The following is a 16,534-nucleotide window of genomic DNA, read 5'->3' on the forward strand; positions in this document are numbered from 1 at the left end:
TGATGCCGCGATGCAAGCGTCTGAGAGAAGAAGCGCCGGCCTGGGCCTCGCCCTGGTCTCCGCGCTGGCGTTCGGGGGTTCGGGAGTCGCGGCCAAGCCGCTCATCGAGGCGGGCCTGAACCCGCTGGAGGTGGTGTGGTTGCGCGTGGCCGGCGCGGCGCTGGTGCTCTCGCCCGTGGCCTGGCGCCATCGCGCCCTGCTCACGCGCCGTCCCGCGCTCCTGGCGGGGTTCGCACTGCTCGCGGTGGCGGGCGTGCAGGCGTGCTACTTCGGTGCGATATCCCGCATCCCGGTCGGGGTCGCCATGCTCATCGAGTACCTCGGCCCGGCGCTCCTGCTGGGCTGGGTGCGGTTCGTGCAGCGGCGGCCGGTGAGCCGGGCGGCCGTGATCGGCGTGGTGCTCGCCGCGGCCGGACTGGCCTGCGTCGTCGAGGTGTGGTCCGGGCTGGCCTTCGACACCCTCGGCCTGCTGCTGGGCCTGGGCTCGGCCTGCTGCCAGGTCGGCTACTTCGTCCTGGCCGACCACGGCGGCGAGGAGGCGGACGGCGGTGCGGACCCGCTGGGCGTCGTGGCCTTCGGACTCCTCGGCGGCGCCGCCCTGCTGACGCTGCTCGCCCGGCCCTGGGCCATGGACTGGACGGTCCTCGCGGGCAGCGCGCGGATGAACGGTACGGACGTGCCGGCCGTGGTGCTTTTGTGCTGGGTGGTCCTGGTGGCGACCGTCGCGGCGTACGTCACCGGTGTGCTCTCCGTACGCCGGCTCTCCCCGCAGGTCGCCGGGGTCGTCGCCTGCCTGGAGGCGGTCGTCGCCACCGTTCTGGCCTGGGTGCTGCTCGGCGAGCACCTCTCGGCCGCGCAGTCCGCGGGCGGCGCCATGGTGGTGCTCGGGGCCTTCGTCGCCCAGACCGCGACGCCCCGCAAGGCCCCGGCGCAGCCGGTGGCCCGGGGGCAGGGCCCGGCCGCCGCGGAGGCCACCGCCGGACGGGAGTTGTCCGGCGACACCGGCAGGGCCTAGGCTCGGCGATCATGCCCATGACTGTTCTGCCGCCTCCCGCCGCGTAGCGCGGGCGGCCGCTCCTCGCACACCGGGCCCGGGACGCAAGGCTCCCGGGCCGGTCGGTGCTGCCCGCAGACGGACTACGTGATCGTTTTCGTCCTCTTCGCGGGAGAACAGTCGTGCACGACTCCTCCGCCCCGGCACGCCCTTCGGCGGTTCCGGTGGCTTCTGCACCCCTTCCCTCCGTCCCCGGCCGGGGGCTGCTCTTCGTGACCGTGGCGGCCGCCACCTGGGGCACGACCGGCGCGACGGCCGCCCTGGTCTTCGCCGGCAGCGGCCTCGGCCCCCTCGCCCTGACCTTCTGGCGCACCGCCGGCGGGCTCGTCCTGCTGCTGACGGTACGGGCCCTGCGCCCGCGCCGCGCCCCGCAACCGCGGGGCGTACGGGAGCCGTGGGGGCGGCGGTTCGCCCGGGTGACGGTCACCGGCCTGGGACTGACCGTCTTCCAGGCCGCCTACTTCGCCGCCGTCGACGGCACCGGCACGGCGGTGGGCACCGTCGTCACTCTCGGGGCCTGCCCCGTCCTGGTCGCCCTGGGCGGCCGGCTGACCTCGGGCGAGCGGCTCGGCGCCGGCGGCCGGACGGCCGTGGCCGGGGCGGTCGCCGGCCTCGCCGTGCTGATGCTGGGCGGTGATGCCGCGGGCGGCGTGCGCCCGGCCGGCGTCGCGTGGGGCCTGGTCTCGGCGGCGGGCTATGCGGTGCTCACCCTGCACTCCCGGCACCTGGGCCGCGCGGGCCGGGGCACCGATCCGCTGACCACCACCGTGACGTCGTTCGCGGTGGGCACGGTGTGCCTGCTGCCGCCGGCCGTCGCCGAGGGCCTGTGGCCCTCGGCGCACCACCTGGGGCGCACACTGTGGCTGCTGGGTTATCTGGTGACGGTGCCGACGGCGCTGGCGTACGGGTTGTTCTTCGCCGGGCTCGCGGTCGTGCGGGCCACCACGGTCGCGGTGATCACCCTGCTGGAGCCGGTGACGGCAGCGGTCATCGCCGTGCTGCTCCTCGGCGAGCGGCTGTCCGCCACCACGGCGCTGGGCACGGCGGTGCTGCTGGGCGCGGTGGCGGCGCTGGCCGTCGCCGAGGCCCGCGGTGGCGCGGGCGCGGCGGTCAGCGGCCGGTGAGGTAGGCCGGCACGGGAGCGCCCGGGTCCTGGTCGGGGGCCGGGACGGGCGCCCCGTACACCGTGGTGACGGGCACGACGCCGCTCCAGTGCGGCAGGGCCGCGTCCGCGGCGTCGTTGGCCGGCGGGGCGTTGCGGATCTTGGCGGAGACCTCGGTCAGGTCCACCCGCAGCACCGCGGTCGCGGCCACCTCCTTGCGGGTGGCGGGCCGGCAGTCCGCCGAGCGCCCCGGCACCGCCTGGTCGACCAGGGCGTCGAGGGCCGTCGTCAGCTCCTCGGCGTCCGTCACGGGCCGGGCGGTGCCCTGGATCACCACCGAACGGTAGTTGAGGGTGTGGTTGAAGGCGGAGCGGGCGAGGACCAGCCCGTCGACGTGCGTGACGGTCACGCAGACCGGCATGCCGGGCTCGTGGGCCTCGCCGGCCGCGCGCAACGGCCGGGAGCCGGTGGAGCCGTGTATGTACAGGCGCTCGCCGACGCGCCCGTAGATGGTGGGCAGGACGACGGGCGCGCCGTCGCGCACGAAGCCGAGGTGGCACACGTAGCCGTCGTCGAGGATCGCGTGGACGGTCGCGCGGTCGTAGGAGGCGCGCTCGCGGTAGCGGGTGGGGGTGGTGCGCTCCGTCTGCTCGTAACCACTGGACGACATTGCGGTCTCCATTGCACTAGTGCATACTGTGTTTTGTGCTAGGAGAGTATCGGATCGAGGGGCGCCGCGCAGCCGACATCTCGGCGAGCGTGGAGCGCGCCGTGGGCGAGGGGAAGCTCCCTCCGGGCGAACTGCTGCCACCCATGCGGGAGTTGGCCGTCGAGCTGGGCGTCAACCCCAACACGGTGGCCGCCGCCTACCGCATGCTGCGCGACCGCGGTGTGATCGAGACCGCGGGCCGGCGCGGCAGCCGGGTGCGCCACCGGCCGGCCAGCGCACCCCGCGACGCCCTGCGCGTCGAGGTGCCCGACGGCGCGCGCGACCTCTCCGGGGGCAGCCCCGACCCCGCCCTGCTGCCGCCGCTCGGTGCGGCGCTGGCCGCCGCGGCCGAGCGCGCCCGCACCGACCCCGTCCTGTACGGCCGGGCCGCGGTGGAGACCGGCTTCGAGCAGGCGGCCCGGGCGGCCCTCGCGCACGACGGCGTCCCGCAGGGCCCGCTCGCCGTCACCTCCGGCTCCCTCGACGGCATCGAGCGCGTGCTCGCTGCCCACCTGCGGCCCGGCGACGCCGTGGCCGTGGAGGACCCGGGCTGGGGCAGCGTCCTCGACCTCGTCCCCGCGCTCGGCATGCGGGCCGTGCCGGTGGCCGTCGACGACGACGGCCCGCTCGCCGACTCCGCCGACCGCGCACTGGCCCAGGGCGCCCGCGCCCTGATCGTCACCTGTCGCGCGCAGAACCCCACGGGCGCCGCCATCGGCGCCGGCCGCGCCCGCGAGCTGCGCGCCGTCCTCGCCCGGCACCCGCACACCCTGCTCGTCGAGGACGACCACGCCCACGGCATCGTCGACCTGCCGCTGCACCCCCTGGCCGGCGCCACCGCCCACTGGGCGCTCGTCCGCTCCGTCGCCAAGGCCTACGGGCCCGACCTGCGGCTCGCTGTGCTCACCGGCGACGCCGTCACCATGGACCGGGTGCGCGGGCGGCAGCGCCTCGGTTCGGGCTGGGTGAGTCACCTGCTGCAGGACGCCGTGCTGCACCTGTGGCGCACCGGGGCGGTGGACGCCGCCGAGGTGGCCGCCTCGTACGGGCGCCGGCGCGAGGCGCTCGTCGCGGCGCTGCGCGCGCGGGGCATCGCGGCCCACGGCCGCAGCGGCATGAACGTCTGGGTGCCCGTGCCCGACGAGACGGCCGTCGTGACGCGGCTGCTGCAGGCCGGCTGGGGCGTGTCACCCGGTGCCCGCTTCCGCCTCGCCTCGCCGCCCGGGATACGCCTGACCGTCTCGCCGCTGACCGTCGCCGACATGGCAAAGGTCGCCGACGCGGTGGCGTCGGCGACCTTCCCCCTGCCTGCCGGGCGCTACGACTGAGCGGCCTCGCCCTTGTCCGCCTCCGCGGCGGAGCGGGCCACCACGTTCCCGCCGCCGGCCCGGCCGCCCGTGCCCTTGCTCTGCGTCAGCCACGCGCCGGCCAGCACGATCAGGGCACCGAGCGGCACGTTCCACGTGAGCCGCTCCCCGAGGACGAGCACTCCGGCCCCGGTCGCGACCACCGGGATCAGATACGTCGTCATGGTCGCCGTCGTCGGCCCCACCTCGGCGACCAGCCCGTACTGCAGCAGGAACGCGAGCCCCGTGCCGAGCGCGCCCAGCGCGAAGACCGCCAGCAGCGGCACCACGGGCAGCGCCGTCGGCAGCGGGCTGACCAGCGGGGCGACGACGGCCAGCTGCACGGCGCCCAGGAACAGCTGCGTGCTCGACATCGCCAGGTGGGAGTCGCCGGTGCCCGACAGCGTGCGCCGGACGTAGACCCAGCCCACCGCATAGCTGGCGGAGGCGATCAGCGCCATCGCGGTGCCCTTGGGGTCCTGGCCGGAGAAGCCCTGCCAGATCCCCAGCACCACCAGCACGCCGACGAAGCCCAGCCCCAGGCCGGCGAAGCGGCGCCGCGTGGGGCGGTCCTCCGAGAGCGCCACCAGGGCGACCACCATGCCCCACAGCGGGGTCGTGGCGTTGCAGATCCCGGCGAGCGTCGAGGGGATGGTCAGCTCGGCGTAGGCGAAGAGCGTGAACGGGAAGGCGTTGCACAGGAAGGCGGCCACGGCCAGGTGCGCCCAGGTGCGCGGCGCCCGCGGCGGCCGGTCGCGCTTGACCAGGAGCACCACGGCGAGCACGGCCGAGCCGAAGAGCATCCGCCCGAACGACACGTACGGCGGCGCGTAGCCGTCGGTGCCGACCTTGATGAACAGGAAGCTGAAGCCCCAGATCACGGAGAGCGCGCCGAAGCGGATGCGCCAGTCGACAGCGGTGCGCCCCCGGCCGGTGGGGGCGGGGGCGCTGGAGGCGTCCGGAGTGGTGGAGGGGGTGGTTGAGGGGGTGGGGGAGGCGGAGGAACCGGTGGGGGTTCCGGGCGGCGCGACGGTGCTCATGACATCAACGATGATGGCAAGCATCTCGTAGGACAAGCGAATTAATCTTCGGGTCTTCGCGTAGCATCGCTTACATGTTGAACCTGGAGCGCCTGCGCACCCTGCACGCCGTCGCCCGCCACGGATCCGTCAGCGGCGCGGCCGAAGGCCTGCACGTGACCACGTCCGCGGTCTCCCAGCAGCTGTCCAAGCTCGAACGGGAGGCCGGGCAGCAACTACTGGTCAAGAGCGGCCGCGGGGTGCGGCTGACGGACGCCGGGCGGCTGCTCGCCGAACACGCCTCGCGCATCCTCTCCCAGGTCGAGCTCGCCCAGTCCGACCTGGAGGCCCAGCGCGGGCACGCCGTCGGGCAGGTGCTGCTCGGCGCCTTCCCCACCGCCGCCCGCGGCCTGTTCCCCGCCGTCCTCGCCGGGCTGCGCACCGAGCACCCCCAGCTGCGCACGCGCCTGGTGGAGATGGAGCAGGACGAGGCCGTGCCCCGCGTGGTCAGCGGCGACATCGACCTCGCCGTCGTCCTCGACTGGTACAACAAGCCGCTGCCCGTGCCCGAGGAACTGATGCGCACCCCGATCCTCGACGACCCCGTCGACCTCGCGGTGCCCGCCGGCCACCCGCTCGCCGACCGGCCCGACGCCGAGCTGGAGGACTTCGCCGACGAGGAGTGGATCTCCTGGCCCCGGGGCGAGTTCTGCCACGACTGGCTGCTGTCCACGCTGCGCGGCAAGGGCATCGAGCCCCGCATCTCGCACATGGCCGACGAACACCCCACCCAGCTCGCCCTCGTCGCGGCCGGGCTCGGCGTCGCCGTCGCCCCCCGGCTGGGCCGCGGCCCGGTGCCGCAGGGCGTGCGCACGGTGCCCGTACGGCACACGATGTGCCGGCACGTCTTCGCCATCTGGCGCGCCGATGCCGACCGCCGGCCCTCCGTGCGGGCCGTCGTCGACGCGCTGCGCGCCGCGGGCAGCCGCCACAGCGGCCACTGCCCGACCGACGCCGCGAACGCCGTGCCGGCCGGCGTCTGACAGCAGGGAACGCCCGGCTCCCACGGCCGGGATCACCCGCACCGGCCGGGTGCGGGCCAAGGGGGAAGGCCCGGCACCCGGTACCGCGCAGGCGCGGCCGGAGGCGGACGGTCAGCCGGGAAGCTTGCGGAAGTCCCACGAGACGACCGCCCGCGGCGTCAGCCGCAGCCAGGCGTGCCGTCCGTCGTGGGGCATCGCGGCGAGGCCGAAGTACTTCGCCGCGAACAAACGCTCCGGCGTCTGCAGTTCCGGGCACGGCTCGCCCGTGCGCGGCGCCTCCCCGACCCGGACGGCGGTGCCCGACAGCTCCGCGCCGCGCAGCTCCCCGTACTCCTGCCCGTCGTCGACCACGACGGCCACGCGTGCGTCCCGGCGCAGGTCCGCCCAGCGCCGGCTGCGGGTCAGGGAGTACAGCCACAGCGCCGAGCCGTCCCAGACGTACCACAGCGGTCCCACGTGCGGCCGCCCGTCCGGGCCGGCCGTCGCCACCCGGCAGGTGCGGCTGCCGGTCAGGAAGGCGTCGAGCTCGGCCGGGGTCATCATCGCCCGGCGTCCGCGCCGCTGGCCGGCCGGCATGGCCCACCTCCGCTCCGGTCGCCGTCCGGCCGTCCGCCGGACGTCCGTCACGAAGAATGGGCTCCTTTCCCGGCCCGCGCAATCACCCCAGCACGAGCGAATCCCCGCTGACCGACACCTTCTGCTCGGCCAGCGGCCGCTGCGCCGGGCCGCCGCGCACGCTGCCGTCGGTCGCCGAGAAGCGGCTGTGGTGGCAGGGGCAGTTGATGATGCCGTCCGCGACGTCCTGCACGAGGCAGCCCTGGTGCGTGCACACCGCGGAGAAGGCCTTGAACTCGCCCTTCGCCGGCTGCGTGACCACCACCTTGCGGTCGGCGAACACCTTTCCGCCGCCCACGGGGACGTCCGCCGCCTTGCCCAGCGCCTCGCCCGCGCCCGCCGGCCGGTCGCCGTCGCCGCCGGTGGCGGCAGCCGAGTCGGAGGAGCCGGAGGAGGACGTACTGCCGCCGCCGCAGGCGGCGAGGACGGCGGCCAGGGAGGCGGCCGAGGCGGCCGCGACGACGCCGCGGCGGGTCGCACCGGCGGGGACGAGGGACGAATGCGTCATGATCGTTTTCCTTCGCTGCTCTCGGGCCCGTGGGGCGCGAGGAGCCGCGCCCCACCGGTTCGACGACGGGTACGGCCGGACGGCCCCGGCTGTTCAACGACGCCATGACGTGCCGAGTAACCTGGGGCGATGCTCCCCGAAGTCACGGCCACCCGTTACGTCGCGCCGCTGCGCGAGGGCGGGTCGCTCCCCGGCATCGTCGAGGCCGACGATCTCGGCACGTACGTCATGAAGTTCACCGGCGCCGGACAGGGCCCCAAGACGCTGGTCGCCGAGGTGGTCTGCGGGCAGCTCGGCCGCCGCCTCGGCCTGCGGATCCCGGACCTGGCGCAGATCCAGCTGGACCCGGTGATCGGCCGCGGCGAGCCCGACCAGGAGGTCCAGGCGCTGCTCAAGGCCAGCGGCGGCCTCAACCTCGGCATGGACTTCCTGCCCGGCGCCCTCGGCTTCGACCCGCTCGCCTTCGAGCCCGACCCCGTCGAGGCCGGGCGCGTGATCTGGTTCGACGCGCTGATCAACAACGTCGACCGCTCCTGGCGCAACCCCAACCTGCTCGTCTGGCATGGGCGGATGTGGCTGATCGACCACGGGGCCACCATGATCTGGCACCACAACTGGCCCCGCGCCCGGGCCGCGGCCGCCAAGCCGTACGACGCCTCCGACCACGTACTGGCGACCTTCCGCCCCGACCTGGCCGGGGCCGCGGCCGAGCTCGCCCCCCAGGTCACCGAGGAGCTGCTGACCGAGGTCGTCGCCGACGTCCCCGACGAGTGGCTGGCCGGCGAGCCGGGCTTCGAGGACCCCGACGCCGTGCGCCGCGCCTACGTCGAGGTGCTGCTGGAGCGCGCACCGGTCGTCGGCGCGGGCATCACCATCGGCGAACGCACCGCCGACCTGCCCTCCCAGGCGCCGGAGTGGGTACGTGTCAGGCTCGACGGAAAGGCCGCGAAGTGACGGGCCGCAGCACCACCGCACGTGACGGCAGCACCGCACGTGAGGTCTTCGAGTACGCGCTGCTGCGCGTCGTGCCGCGCGTGGAGCGCGGCGAGCAGATCAACGCCGGAGTCGTCGTCTACTGCCAGGCCAAGGCGTACGTCGCCGCCCGCGTCCACCTGGACGAGGCCCGGCTGCTGGCCCTGGACCCCACCGCCGACGTCGCGGGCGTGCGCGCCGCGCTGCACGCGGTGGAGGGCGTGTGCGCGGGCGGCGAGCGCGCCGGCCAGGCGGCGTGCGACGACGCCGGCCGGCGCTTCCGCTGGCTGATCGCCCCCCGCAGCACGGTCGTCCAGCCCGGGCCCGTGCACACCGGGCTGACCTGCGACCCGGAGCGGGAGTCCGAGCGCCTGCTCGACCTGCTGGTGAAGTAGCCGGGCCGGCCGGGGCGCGCCCCCGGCCGGATCGGGCGTTGACAGTGCGTGGTGCGGCTTCTAGCGTCTGATCACCGACGCTACTGAGCGGTTGCTCACTCGCGGCTCCGTGGCGGGTGGGCCGCCCCCGACCTGAGGAGTACCCGCATGTCCACCACCGAGCAGCGCGTGGCCCTCGTCACGGGCGCGGCCCGCGGCATCGGCGCCGCCACCGCCGTGCGCCTGGCCGCCGACGGGTACGCCGTCGCCGTGCTCGACCTCGACGAGGCGGCCTGCGCGGACACCGTGGCCCGGATCGCCGGCGCCGGGGGCAGGGCGCTCGCCGTCGGCTGCGACGTCTCCGACGCCGCCGCGGTGGAGGCCGCCGTCGCCCGCGTCGCCCAGGAGCTCGGCCCGCCCGTCGTCCTCGTCAACAACGCCGGCGTGCTGCGCGACAACCTCCTGTTCAAGATGAGCGAGAGCGACTGGGACACGGTGCTGAACGTGCACCTGCGCGGGGCGTTCCTGATGTCGCGCGCCTGCCAGAAGCACATGGTGGACGCCGGCTTCGGCCGCATCGTCAACCTCTCCAGCAGCTCGGCCCTCGGCAACCGCGGCCAGGCCAACTACGCCGCCGCCAAGGCGGGCATGCAGGGCCTGACCAAGACGCTCGCCAAGGAGCTGGGCAAGTTCGGCATCACCGCCAACTCGGTCGCACCCGGCTTCATCGCCACCCACATGACGGCCGCCACGGCCGAGCGCGTCGGCATGGGCTTCGACGACTTCAAGGCCGCGGCCGCGAGCCAGATCCCGGTGCAGCGCGTCGGCGAGCCCGAGGACGTCGCCAACGCCATCGCCTTCTTCGCCGGCGAGCAGGCCGGTTTCGTCTCCGGCCAGGTGCTCTACGTGGCCGGCGGCCCGCTCGACTGACGGGCCTGCCGACCGAAGCACCGCCACACCTACCGACCGACCCGGCCGAGGAACGGAAAAGGACCATGAGCGAACCGCAGCAGGAGGGCACCGGACGCGTCGCCCTCGTCACCGGCGCCAGCCGGGGCATCGGCTACGGCATCGCCGAGGCGCTCGTCGCCCGCGGCGACCGGGTGGTGATCACCGGGCGCAGCGCGGACGCCCTCAAGGAGGCCGTCGAGCGCCTCGGCGCCGGCCGGGCGGTCGGCGTGCAGGGCAAGGCCCACGACGAGGCCCACCAGGCCGCCGCCGTCGAGCGGGCCATGGAGGCCTTCGGCCGGGTGGACTACCTGGTCAACAACGCCGGGACGAACCCCGTCTTCGGGCCGCTGGCCGAGGTCGACCTCGCGGTGGCCCGCAAGGTCTTCGAGACCAACGTCGTCTCGGCGCTCGGCTTCGCCCAGCAGACCTGGAAGGCCTGGCAGAAGGAGCACGGCGGCGCGATCCTCAACATCGCCTCCGTCGCCGGTCTCGCGCCCTCCCCGTTCGTCGGCGCGTACGGCATGAGCAAGGCCGCCATGGTCAACCTCACGCTGCAGCTGGCGCACGAGTTCGCGCCCGGCGTCCGCGTCAACGCCATCGCCCCGGCGGTGGTCAAGACGAAGTTCGCCGCCGCCCTGTACGAGGGGCGGGAGGAGGAGGTGGCGGCCGCCTACCCGCTGCGGCGGCTGGGCGTGCCGCAGGACGTCGCCGGCGCCGCCGCCTTCCTGCTGTCCGACGCGGCGGGCTGGGTGACCGGGCAGACCCTCGTCGTGGACGGCGGTTTGTTCCTCAACGCCGGTTTCTGAAGGCCGCAGGGCGGTCGCCGGAAGGACCGCGCGGACGGCGTTGTCAGTGGCCACCGGTAAGTTCTGGCACGAGAACGGAACGAACCTTCGGAGGTTGCGACGTGACCGTCACCGACGTGCTGCCCGAGTCCTGGCACGCTGTCCTCGGCGAGGAGCTGGAGAAGCCCTACTTCAAGGAGCTCACCGAGTTCGTCGAGGAGGAGCGGACGAAGGCCCCGGTGTACCCGCCCCGCGGGGAGGTCTTCGCCGCCCTGGAGGCCACGCCGTACGACCGGGTCAAGGTCCTCATCCTCGGCCAGGACCCCTACCACGGCCCCGGCCAGGGCCACGGCCTGTGCTTCTCGGTGCGCCCCGGCGTCCGCACGCCGCCCTCCCTGCGCAACATCTACAAGGAGATGTGCGACGAGCTCGGTCACGACGTGCCCGACAACGGCTACCTGATGCCGTGGGCCGAGCAGGGCGTGCTGCTGCTCAACGCGGTGCTGACGGTGCGCGGCGGGGAGCCCAACTCGCACAAGGGCAAGGGCTGGGAGAAGTTCACCGACGCGGTGATCCGCGCGGTGGCCGCCCGCCAGGACCCGGCCGTCTTCGTGCTGTGGGGCAACTACGCGCAGAAGAAGCTGCCCCTGATCGACCAGGAGCGTCACGTCGTGGTCAAGGGCGCCCACCCCTCGCCGCTGTCGGCGAAGAAGTTCATGGGCAGCAAGCCCTTCACCCAGATCAACGAGGCCATCGCGGCCCAGGGCCACGAGCCCATCGACTGGCGGATCCCGGACCTGCAGGTCTGATCGCCCCACCGCACCCCGTCGCACCGCCGCCGGGCGCTCGCGCTGCTCAGCGCCCGTAGACCTGGCGGCAGATGCGCGAGGCGTCGCCTCCCTGCTGCCAGCGGCCGTACGTCTCGCCGAGGGCGCACACCCCGGTGCCGGCGCGGCCGGGCGGGGCCGCGGGCGGCGCCGCCCGCCGCGGTTCCGGCTCGCGCGCCTGGTCGTGCCCCTGGTCGTCCTCGTGCCGCTCCTGCCGGGAGCGCTCCGGCGGGGCGGGAGTACGCGGTGGCCGGGCGGGGGCGGTGAGGAGCGGGGGAGCGGACAGTGTCGGGGGAGGCGCCGCGTCGTCCGAGGGAGCCGGGCCCGTGGAGCCGGCAGAACCACCGGCGGCTGGTGGCCGTGCCGCGCCGCCGCTGTTGTCGCCGTCGCCCCGGCCGCCGAGCGGCTGCGCGACGCGGCCGTCGGCCCCCACCGCGCCGGGTGCCGGCTCGGGCGTCCCGCCGGCCGGGCCGTCCGTGCCCGCCGGGGCCCCGGGGGTGCCGGGCGCCGGTGGGTCGGAGGAGCCGGGCCCGGTGACCGCCAGGGACTCGCGGTCCGGGCCGTGGATCAGCCGGGGCGCGCCGGCCGCGCCGGCCGGGCCCTCCGGGGGGAGGTGGCGGGGGACGGAGACGCAGCCGGCGGCGGCCGCCATGGCCACCGCCACCCATACCGTCGCAGCGGGCACTCGATGCACCCGCCCAACGCTGCTGGCCCGCATGGTGCGTTGGGAATGCCCCGCGCGGGCGAAGGCGGTGCGCGTGGTTGCCTCGCGCGCGGGTCAGTGGCCCGTCGCGCCGTCGATGCGCTCGCGAATCAGGTCCGCGTGCCCGTTGTGCCGCGCGTACTCCTCGATCATGTGCGTGAGGATCCAGCGCAGGGTGAGCGGGGCGGTGTGCGAGCGGTGCCGGCCCAGGCTCGCGTCGTCCAGCGAGCGGGCCGCGGCCCGCTCCCGGGCGACGGAGATCTCCTGCTGCCAGGTGGCGTACGCCTCGTCGCCGGAGTCCTCGGTGGTGACGAGGAAGTCCTTGTCGGGCTCGGCGTCGGTGTAGTAGATCGGCCGGGCGTCCTCGGCGCCCAGGACGCGGCGGAACCAGTGGCGTTCGACCTCGGCCATGTGCCGCATGAGCCCCATCAGCGACATGACGGAGGGTGGCACGGACGCCTCGCGCAGCTGCTCGTCGGTGAGGCCGGCGCACTTGCGGGCGAGGGTCGCCCGGTGGTGGTCGAGCCACCCTTCGAGCATCTCGCGCTCCCCGGCATGGGTCGACGGCTTGGGGCGTTCCGACGTGATGGTGATCATGTCGTCCATGATGGACGGCAACGGGGGCGGCCCGCCAGGGAATTGAGGCCGGTGGCCAAGGCCTGTCCGGCGCCTCTTCGTCGCCCGGCACCACGGCGCCCCGTAGGGGCGCGGGGAACTGCGCGATCAGCCACCGGTGGCCTGCAGTCGGTGCAGCACGGCCCCCTGCCTGCGGGCGCGTCGTGGCTTGTCGCGCCCACGCGGCGGCAGCCGCAGGCCGATACCGCCCCGCGCCCCTACGGGGTGCCGCCCTGAGGTGCGGGCCGCAACGCGCCGCGCAGCAGCTCGGTCACCCCCCGGCGCAGCTCCGCCCGGCCGGGCGCCTCGGCGTGGTACGAACCGGCGGCGCAGGCGAACATCATGCCCTCGCACCACGCCACGAGCGACAGCGCGTGCCGCTCGGGCTCGGTGGAGCCCGCCGCCGCCATCAGGGCCACCACCGGCTCGCGGAACCGCTTCCTGCCGGTGGCGTCGTAGATCGCGCGCAACTCCGGGCGGCGCGCGGCCTCCAAGGCCAGCTCGTAGCGGGCCAGCAGCAGTTCGCGCGGCCCGGTCAGCGAGCGGTGCAGCGCGAGGGCGATCGCCTCGGCCAGGGCGTCGAGCCCGGCTGCCGGATCCGGCATCTCCCGCGGCGTGAGCACCTCTTCCTCCCGCTCGCCCAGCCGGCGCACCGCCGCCTCCAGCAGGGCGGCCCGGGTGCGGGCGAGGTTGGAGGTCGAGCCCGGCGGCAGTCCGGCGGCCTCGTCGACGGCGCGGTGGGTCAGCCCGCGCATCCCCCGTTCGGCGAGGAGGAGCAGAGCCGTGTCGGCGATCAGCTGGGCGCGGGTGGGGGCGGGAGGGGTGTGCCGGGTGGTGCCGGACTTCTCGGAACGCACGGCTCCAATCTACCGGCCACCTATCGGGGCTCACTACACCTGTAGTAACGTCGTTCAACGAAACTACATCTGTAGTGACCGGAGGTTCCCGTGCCCGTCCCCGCGTCCGCACCCCGCGCCGTCGTCATCGGCGGCGGGATCGGCGGCCTGACCGCCGCTGCCGCCCTGCACCACGACGGCTGGGCCGTCACCGTCCTCGAACGCGCCGCCGCCCTGGAGCCCGTCGGCGCCGGCATCGCCCTCGCCCCCAACGCCCAGCGCGCCCTGGACACCTTCGGCGCCGGCGACGAGGTCAGGGCCCTGTCCGCCTGGCAGTCCGACGGCGGACTGCGCCTGCCCGGCGGCCGCTGGATCTCCCGTACCGACGGCGAGGCCGCCGCCCGGCGCTTCGGCGGCCCCGTCGCCCTCGTCCATCGCGCCGACCTCGCCGGCCTGCTCGCCGCCCGGCTCCCCGACGGCGCCGTGCGTACCGGCGCCCCCGCCGCCCTCGCCGACCCCGGCGACGCCGGCCGGCCCGCCCGCGTCACCGCGCCCGGCGGCGACCTCGAAGCCGAACTCGTCGTCGCCGCCGACGGCATCCACTCCGCCACCCGGGCCGTCCTCTTCCCCGGCCACCCCGCGCCCCGCTACACCGGAGCAACCGTCTGGCGGTTCGTGGTGCCCGCCCCGAGCGCCCCCTTCACCCCGCACGAGACGTGGGGACGGGGCCGCATATGGGGCACCGTCCCCCTCTCCGGCGGGCGCGTCTACGCCTACGCCCAGGCCGTCGCGCCCCGCCGGGCCGTCTCGCCGGGCGGCGAACCGGCGCAGCTGCGCCGCCTCTTCGGCGACTGGCACCGCCCCGTACCCGACCTGCTCGACGCCGTCGACCCCGCGGCGATCCTGCGCAACGACGTCCACGCCATGACCGCCCCACTCCCGGCCCACCACCACGGCCGCGTCGCCGTCATCGGCGACGCCGCCCACGCCATGCCGCCCAACATCGGCCAGGGCGGCTGCCAGGCCGTCGAGGACGCCGTCGTCCTCGCCCATGTCCTCGCCGGCGCCGGCGAGGACGTGCCGGCGGCCCTGGAGGACTACACCCGCCTCCGCCTGCCGCGCACGACAGCGGTCGTCCGGCGCGCGGAGCGCGTGGCTCGCCTCACCCGCCTCTCCTCGCCCCTGGCCTGCGCCCTGCGCACGGCCGCCGTGACCACGGCCGACCGCCTCGGCCCCCGCATGGTCCTGCGCGGTCTCGACGGCATTGCCGACTGGCACCCGCCGGCCCGGCCGCCCCTGCCGACGCCGGTCGCATGACGGTGCGGCCCGACCCCGTCCGGCCCGTCCGGCGTTCGAGGACGCCGGGCGAAGCCCGGTCCGCGGGCGCGGGGCCCCCGGAAGCGCAGGCGCGAGGGGGCCGCAGGCCCCGCCCGGAAACGGCGCAGGGGCAGGGCCGGGGCTCAGCCGCCCGCACGGCCCCGCATCGCCGCCCAGCGGAAGAACTCCGCCGCGCAGTAGACCGCGAGCACCGCGAGCGCACCGTAGACCGCCCAGTCCCCGGCCCGGGCGTACGGGCTCTCGCCCCTCGCCAGCGGCACGTCGTAGACGGCGGCCGCGCTGCGGTCCGTGCCCAGCCGCTCGCCGATGATCCGGCCGCGCGGGTCGGCCACCGTGCTCACTCCGGTGAGCGTCGCGTGGACCACGGGCCGCCACGTCTCGGCGGCCCGCAGCGCGGCCAGGGAGGCGTGCTGGGCCGGCGCCCAGCTGTCCTGGAAGGTGGACGTGGCCGACTGCGCCACCAGCACCTGCGCCCCGTCCCGCGTCAACTGCCGGGTCATGTCGGGGAACGCCGACTCGAAGCACACCAGCGGGCCGAGCCGCAGGCCGCTGCCGCGGGTGTCGGGCAGCCGCATGACGACCTGCTTCTCCCCGCGCATCCGGTCCTCGCCCGCCGCCTTGCCCACCGAGGTGGCCCAGCCCAGCACCGAGCGGGCCGGGACGTACTCGCCGAAGGGCACCAGCCGCATCTTGTCGTAGCGGTCGCCGGTGGGGCCGTCGGGGCCCACGAGCACCGAACTCTTGAAGATGCCGGGCTTGTCCGAGCGGCGGGCGTCCACGTTGACCAGCAGGTCCGCGCCGACCGTGCGGGAGAGTGCGGCGAGGCGTGCGCTCAGGTCCGGCCGCCGCCCCAGGTCCTGGCCCACACTGCTCTCGCCCCACACCACCAGGTCCAGCCGCTGCCCGGCCAGCCTGCGGGTGAGGTCCTCCTGCACGTCGAAACGGTGCTGCACGCTGCCGCTCCCGTCGACGATCCCGGGCTGGACGACGGCGATGCGCGCGGTGCCGGTGAGGGCGGGCACCGGAGCGCACAGCCACACCGCGCACACCAGCACCGCGCACCCGGTCAGGCCCGTCGCCGCGGCGGCCCGGCCGCGGGGCGTGCACAGCAGTGCCGCCAGCGCGGTGTTGACGGCCACCAGCACCAGGCCGACGAGCCACACCCCGCCCACGGACGCCAGGCGCAGGGCGGGGGCGACCTGCCACTGGCTGGCGCCCAGCAGGCCCCAGGGGCCGCCCAAGTACTCCCAGGAGCGGACGAGTTCGACCAGCAGCCAGCCGCACGGCACCACGAGCAGCGCCGCCGCCACCCGGCCGGGCCCGGGCTCGCCGCCCAGCAGCCGGTGGACGGCCAGCCCCCACGGCAGCCACAACAGGCCCAGCAGGGCGGCCAGTACGAGAATGAAGACGTGCAGGCTCGGCAGCAGCCAGTGGTGCACCGCGAGCAGGAAGCCGGCCCCGCCCAGCCAGCCCTCCAGCGCCGCCCGCCGGGCGCTCGCGGCGGAGCGGAGCAGCAGCAGCCACGGCACGAGGGCCGCCCAGGCCAGCCACCACAGGGCGGGGGTCGGGAAGGCCAGGGCCGGCAGCGCCCCCGCCGCCAGGGCCGCAAGGGCCCGCCACCACGGCATGGCGAGGAACCGGGCCGGTCGCTCCGCCCACGACCGCAGCGTCATGACGTCTCTCCCTCGTGCGCCCCCGTCACCAGTGTGGGGGATGCCCGGTGGCCTGTCCGCGTC

The 16,534-nt window shown here is 75.6% G+C and carries 18 protein-coding genes; 10 read left to right on the top strand and 8 right to left on the bottom strand.

The annotated features are described in order from the left end of the window. Positions 1-10 precede the first annotated feature (10 nt). Positions 11-1,015, top strand: a complete 1,005-nt coding sequence (locus AB0K17_RS06210; RefSeq protein WP_365982256.1) for an EamA family transporter — start codon at positions 11-13, stop codon at positions 1,013-1,015. A 203-nt stretch (positions 1,016-1,218) separates the two neighbouring features. Next, positions 1,219-2,178 carry an EamA family transporter gene (locus tag AB0K17_RS06215; protein ID WP_365982258.1) on the top strand — a complete coding sequence of 320 codons (960 nt, stop codon included), beginning with the start codon at positions 1,219-1,221 and terminating at the stop codon, positions 2,176-2,178. Here AB0K17_RS06215 and AB0K17_RS06220 read toward each other — a convergent pair. Further along, entirely contained in the window at positions 2,165-2,827 is a 663-nt protein-coding gene (locus AB0K17_RS06220; protein ID WP_365982259.1) for a pyridoxamine 5'-phosphate oxidase family protein, read from the bottom strand. The two genes, AB0K17_RS06215 and AB0K17_RS06220, sit on opposite strands and share 14 nt — an antisense overlap. 35 nt (positions 2,828-2,862) lie before the next feature. On the opposite strand from AB0K17_RS06220, the gene AB0K17_RS06225 reads away from it, so the two are divergent. After that, positions 2,863-4,194 carry an aminotransferase class I/II-fold pyridoxal phosphate-dependent enzyme gene (locus tag AB0K17_RS06225; RefSeq protein WP_365982260.1) on the top strand — a complete coding sequence of 444 codons (1,332 nt, stop codon included), beginning with the start codon at positions 2,863-2,865 and terminating at the stop codon, positions 4,192-4,194. Here the strand turns inward: AB0K17_RS06225 and AB0K17_RS06230 are convergent. Continuing rightward, complete coding sequence (locus tag AB0K17_RS06230) at positions 4,185-5,252, bottom strand: DMT family transporter (protein WP_365982261.1); 1,068 nt, start codon at positions 5,250-5,252, stop codon at positions 4,185-4,187. The genes AB0K17_RS06225 and AB0K17_RS06230 overlap by 10 nt on opposite strands. A gap of 74 nt (positions 5,253-5,326) precedes the next feature. Here AB0K17_RS06230 and AB0K17_RS06235 point away from each other — a divergent pair, with 74 nt between their 5' ends. Next, positions 5,327-6,274, top strand: a complete 948-nt coding sequence (locus tag AB0K17_RS06235; RefSeq protein ID WP_365968518.1) for a LysR family transcriptional regulator — start codon at positions 5,327-5,329, stop codon at positions 6,272-6,274. 111 nt (positions 6,275-6,385) lie between these two features. Here AB0K17_RS06235 and AB0K17_RS06240 read toward each other — a convergent pair whose 3' ends face one another. Together AB0K17_RS06240 and AB0K17_RS06245 are read right to left on the bottom strand one after the other, a co-directional pair. Continuing rightward, on the bottom strand, positions 6,386-6,850 hold the full coding sequence (locus tag AB0K17_RS06240; RefSeq protein WP_365982262.1) for a pyridoxamine 5'-phosphate oxidase family protein: 465 nt from the start codon (positions 6,848-6,850) through the stop codon (positions 6,386-6,388). 82 nt (positions 6,851-6,932) lie between these two features. Further along, a complete protein-coding gene (locus AB0K17_RS06245) occupies positions 6,933-7,397 on the bottom strand; it encodes a Rieske (2Fe-2S) protein (RefSeq protein WP_365968516.1) in 465 nt (154 codons plus the stop codon). Between the two features lie 129 nt (positions 7,398-7,526). Between AB0K17_RS06245 and AB0K17_RS06250 the strand changes: the two genes are divergently transcribed. The 5 genes from AB0K17_RS06250 to AB0K17_RS06270 all read left to right on the top strand — a co-directional run bounded on the left by AB0K17_RS06250 (position 7,527) and on the right by AB0K17_RS06270 (position 11,288). Continuing rightward, positions 7,527-8,351 (top strand): HipA family kinase, encoded by an 825-nt coding sequence (locus AB0K17_RS06250; RefSeq protein WP_365968515.1) that lies wholly within the window; start codon positions 7,527-7,529, stop codon positions 8,349-8,351. Continuing rightward, the gene (locus AB0K17_RS06255) at positions 8,348-8,764 is read left to right on the top strand and encodes a DUF3037 domain-containing protein (protein WP_365968514.1); all 417 of its coding nucleotides are present in this window, start codon (positions 8,348-8,350) and stop codon (positions 8,762-8,764) included. Before AB0K17_RS06250 ends, AB0K17_RS06255 begins: the two co-directional genes overlap by 4 nt. Positions 8,765-8,911: 147 nt before the next feature. After that, positions 8,912-9,673, top strand: coding sequence for a 3-oxoacyl-ACP reductase FabG (gene fabG, locus AB0K17_RS06260; RefSeq protein ID WP_365968513.1), 762 nt, complete (start codon positions 8,912-8,914; stop codon positions 9,671-9,673). Between the two features lie 65 nt (positions 9,674-9,738). Further along, a complete protein-coding gene (locus AB0K17_RS06265) occupies positions 9,739-10,500 on the top strand; it encodes an SDR family oxidoreductase (protein WP_365982263.1) in 762 nt (253 codons plus the stop codon). A gap of 101 nt (positions 10,501-10,601) precedes the next feature. Next, positions 10,602-11,288, top strand: coding sequence for a uracil-DNA glycosylase (locus AB0K17_RS06270; RefSeq protein WP_365968511.1), 687 nt, complete (start codon positions 10,602-10,604; stop codon positions 11,286-11,288). A 46-nt stretch (positions 11,289-11,334) separates the two neighbouring features. On the opposite strand, the gene AB0K17_RS06275 is transcribed toward AB0K17_RS06270, so the two are convergent. The 3 genes from AB0K17_RS06275 to AB0K17_RS06285 all read right to left on the bottom strand — a co-directional run bounded on the left by AB0K17_RS06275 (position 11,335) and on the right by AB0K17_RS06285 (position 13,481). Continuing rightward, positions 11,335-11,991 (bottom strand): hypothetical protein, encoded by a 657-nt coding sequence (locus AB0K17_RS06275; RefSeq protein ID WP_365982264.1) that lies wholly within the window; start codon positions 11,989-11,991, stop codon positions 11,335-11,337. 93 nt (positions 11,992-12,084) lie between these two features. Next, complete coding sequence (locus tag AB0K17_RS06280; protein WP_365982455.1) at positions 12,085-12,597, bottom strand: DinB family protein; 513 nt, start codon at positions 12,595-12,597, stop codon at positions 12,085-12,087. A 245-nt stretch (positions 12,598-12,842) separates the two neighbouring features. Then, positions 12,843-13,481 carry a TetR/AcrR family transcriptional regulator gene (locus AB0K17_RS06285; RefSeq protein WP_365982265.1) on the bottom strand — a complete coding sequence of 213 codons (639 nt, stop codon included), beginning with the start codon at positions 13,479-13,481 and terminating at the stop codon, positions 12,843-12,845. 90 nt (positions 13,482-13,571) lie between these two features. Here AB0K17_RS06285 and AB0K17_RS06290 point away from each other — a divergent pair, with 90 nt between their 5' ends. Further along, positions 13,572-14,777, top strand: coding sequence for an FAD-dependent monooxygenase (locus tag AB0K17_RS06290; RefSeq protein WP_365982266.1), 1,206 nt, complete (start codon positions 13,572-13,574; stop codon positions 14,775-14,777). Between the two features lie 143 nt (positions 14,778-14,920). Here AB0K17_RS06290 and lnt read toward each other — a convergent pair whose 3' ends face one another. Continuing rightward, positions 14,921-16,471, bottom strand: coding sequence for an apolipoprotein N-acyltransferase (lnt, locus tag AB0K17_RS06295; protein ID WP_365982267.1), 1,551 nt, complete (start codon positions 16,469-16,471; stop codon positions 14,921-14,923). Positions 16,472-16,534: the final 63 nt, after the last annotated feature.

The organism is Streptomyces sp. NPDC049585 (assembly GCF_040675615.1).
In the GTDB taxonomy this organism is placed as follows: Bacteria; Actinomycetota; Actinomycetes; order Streptomycetales; family Streptomycetaceae; genus Streptomyces; species Streptomyces luteosporeus.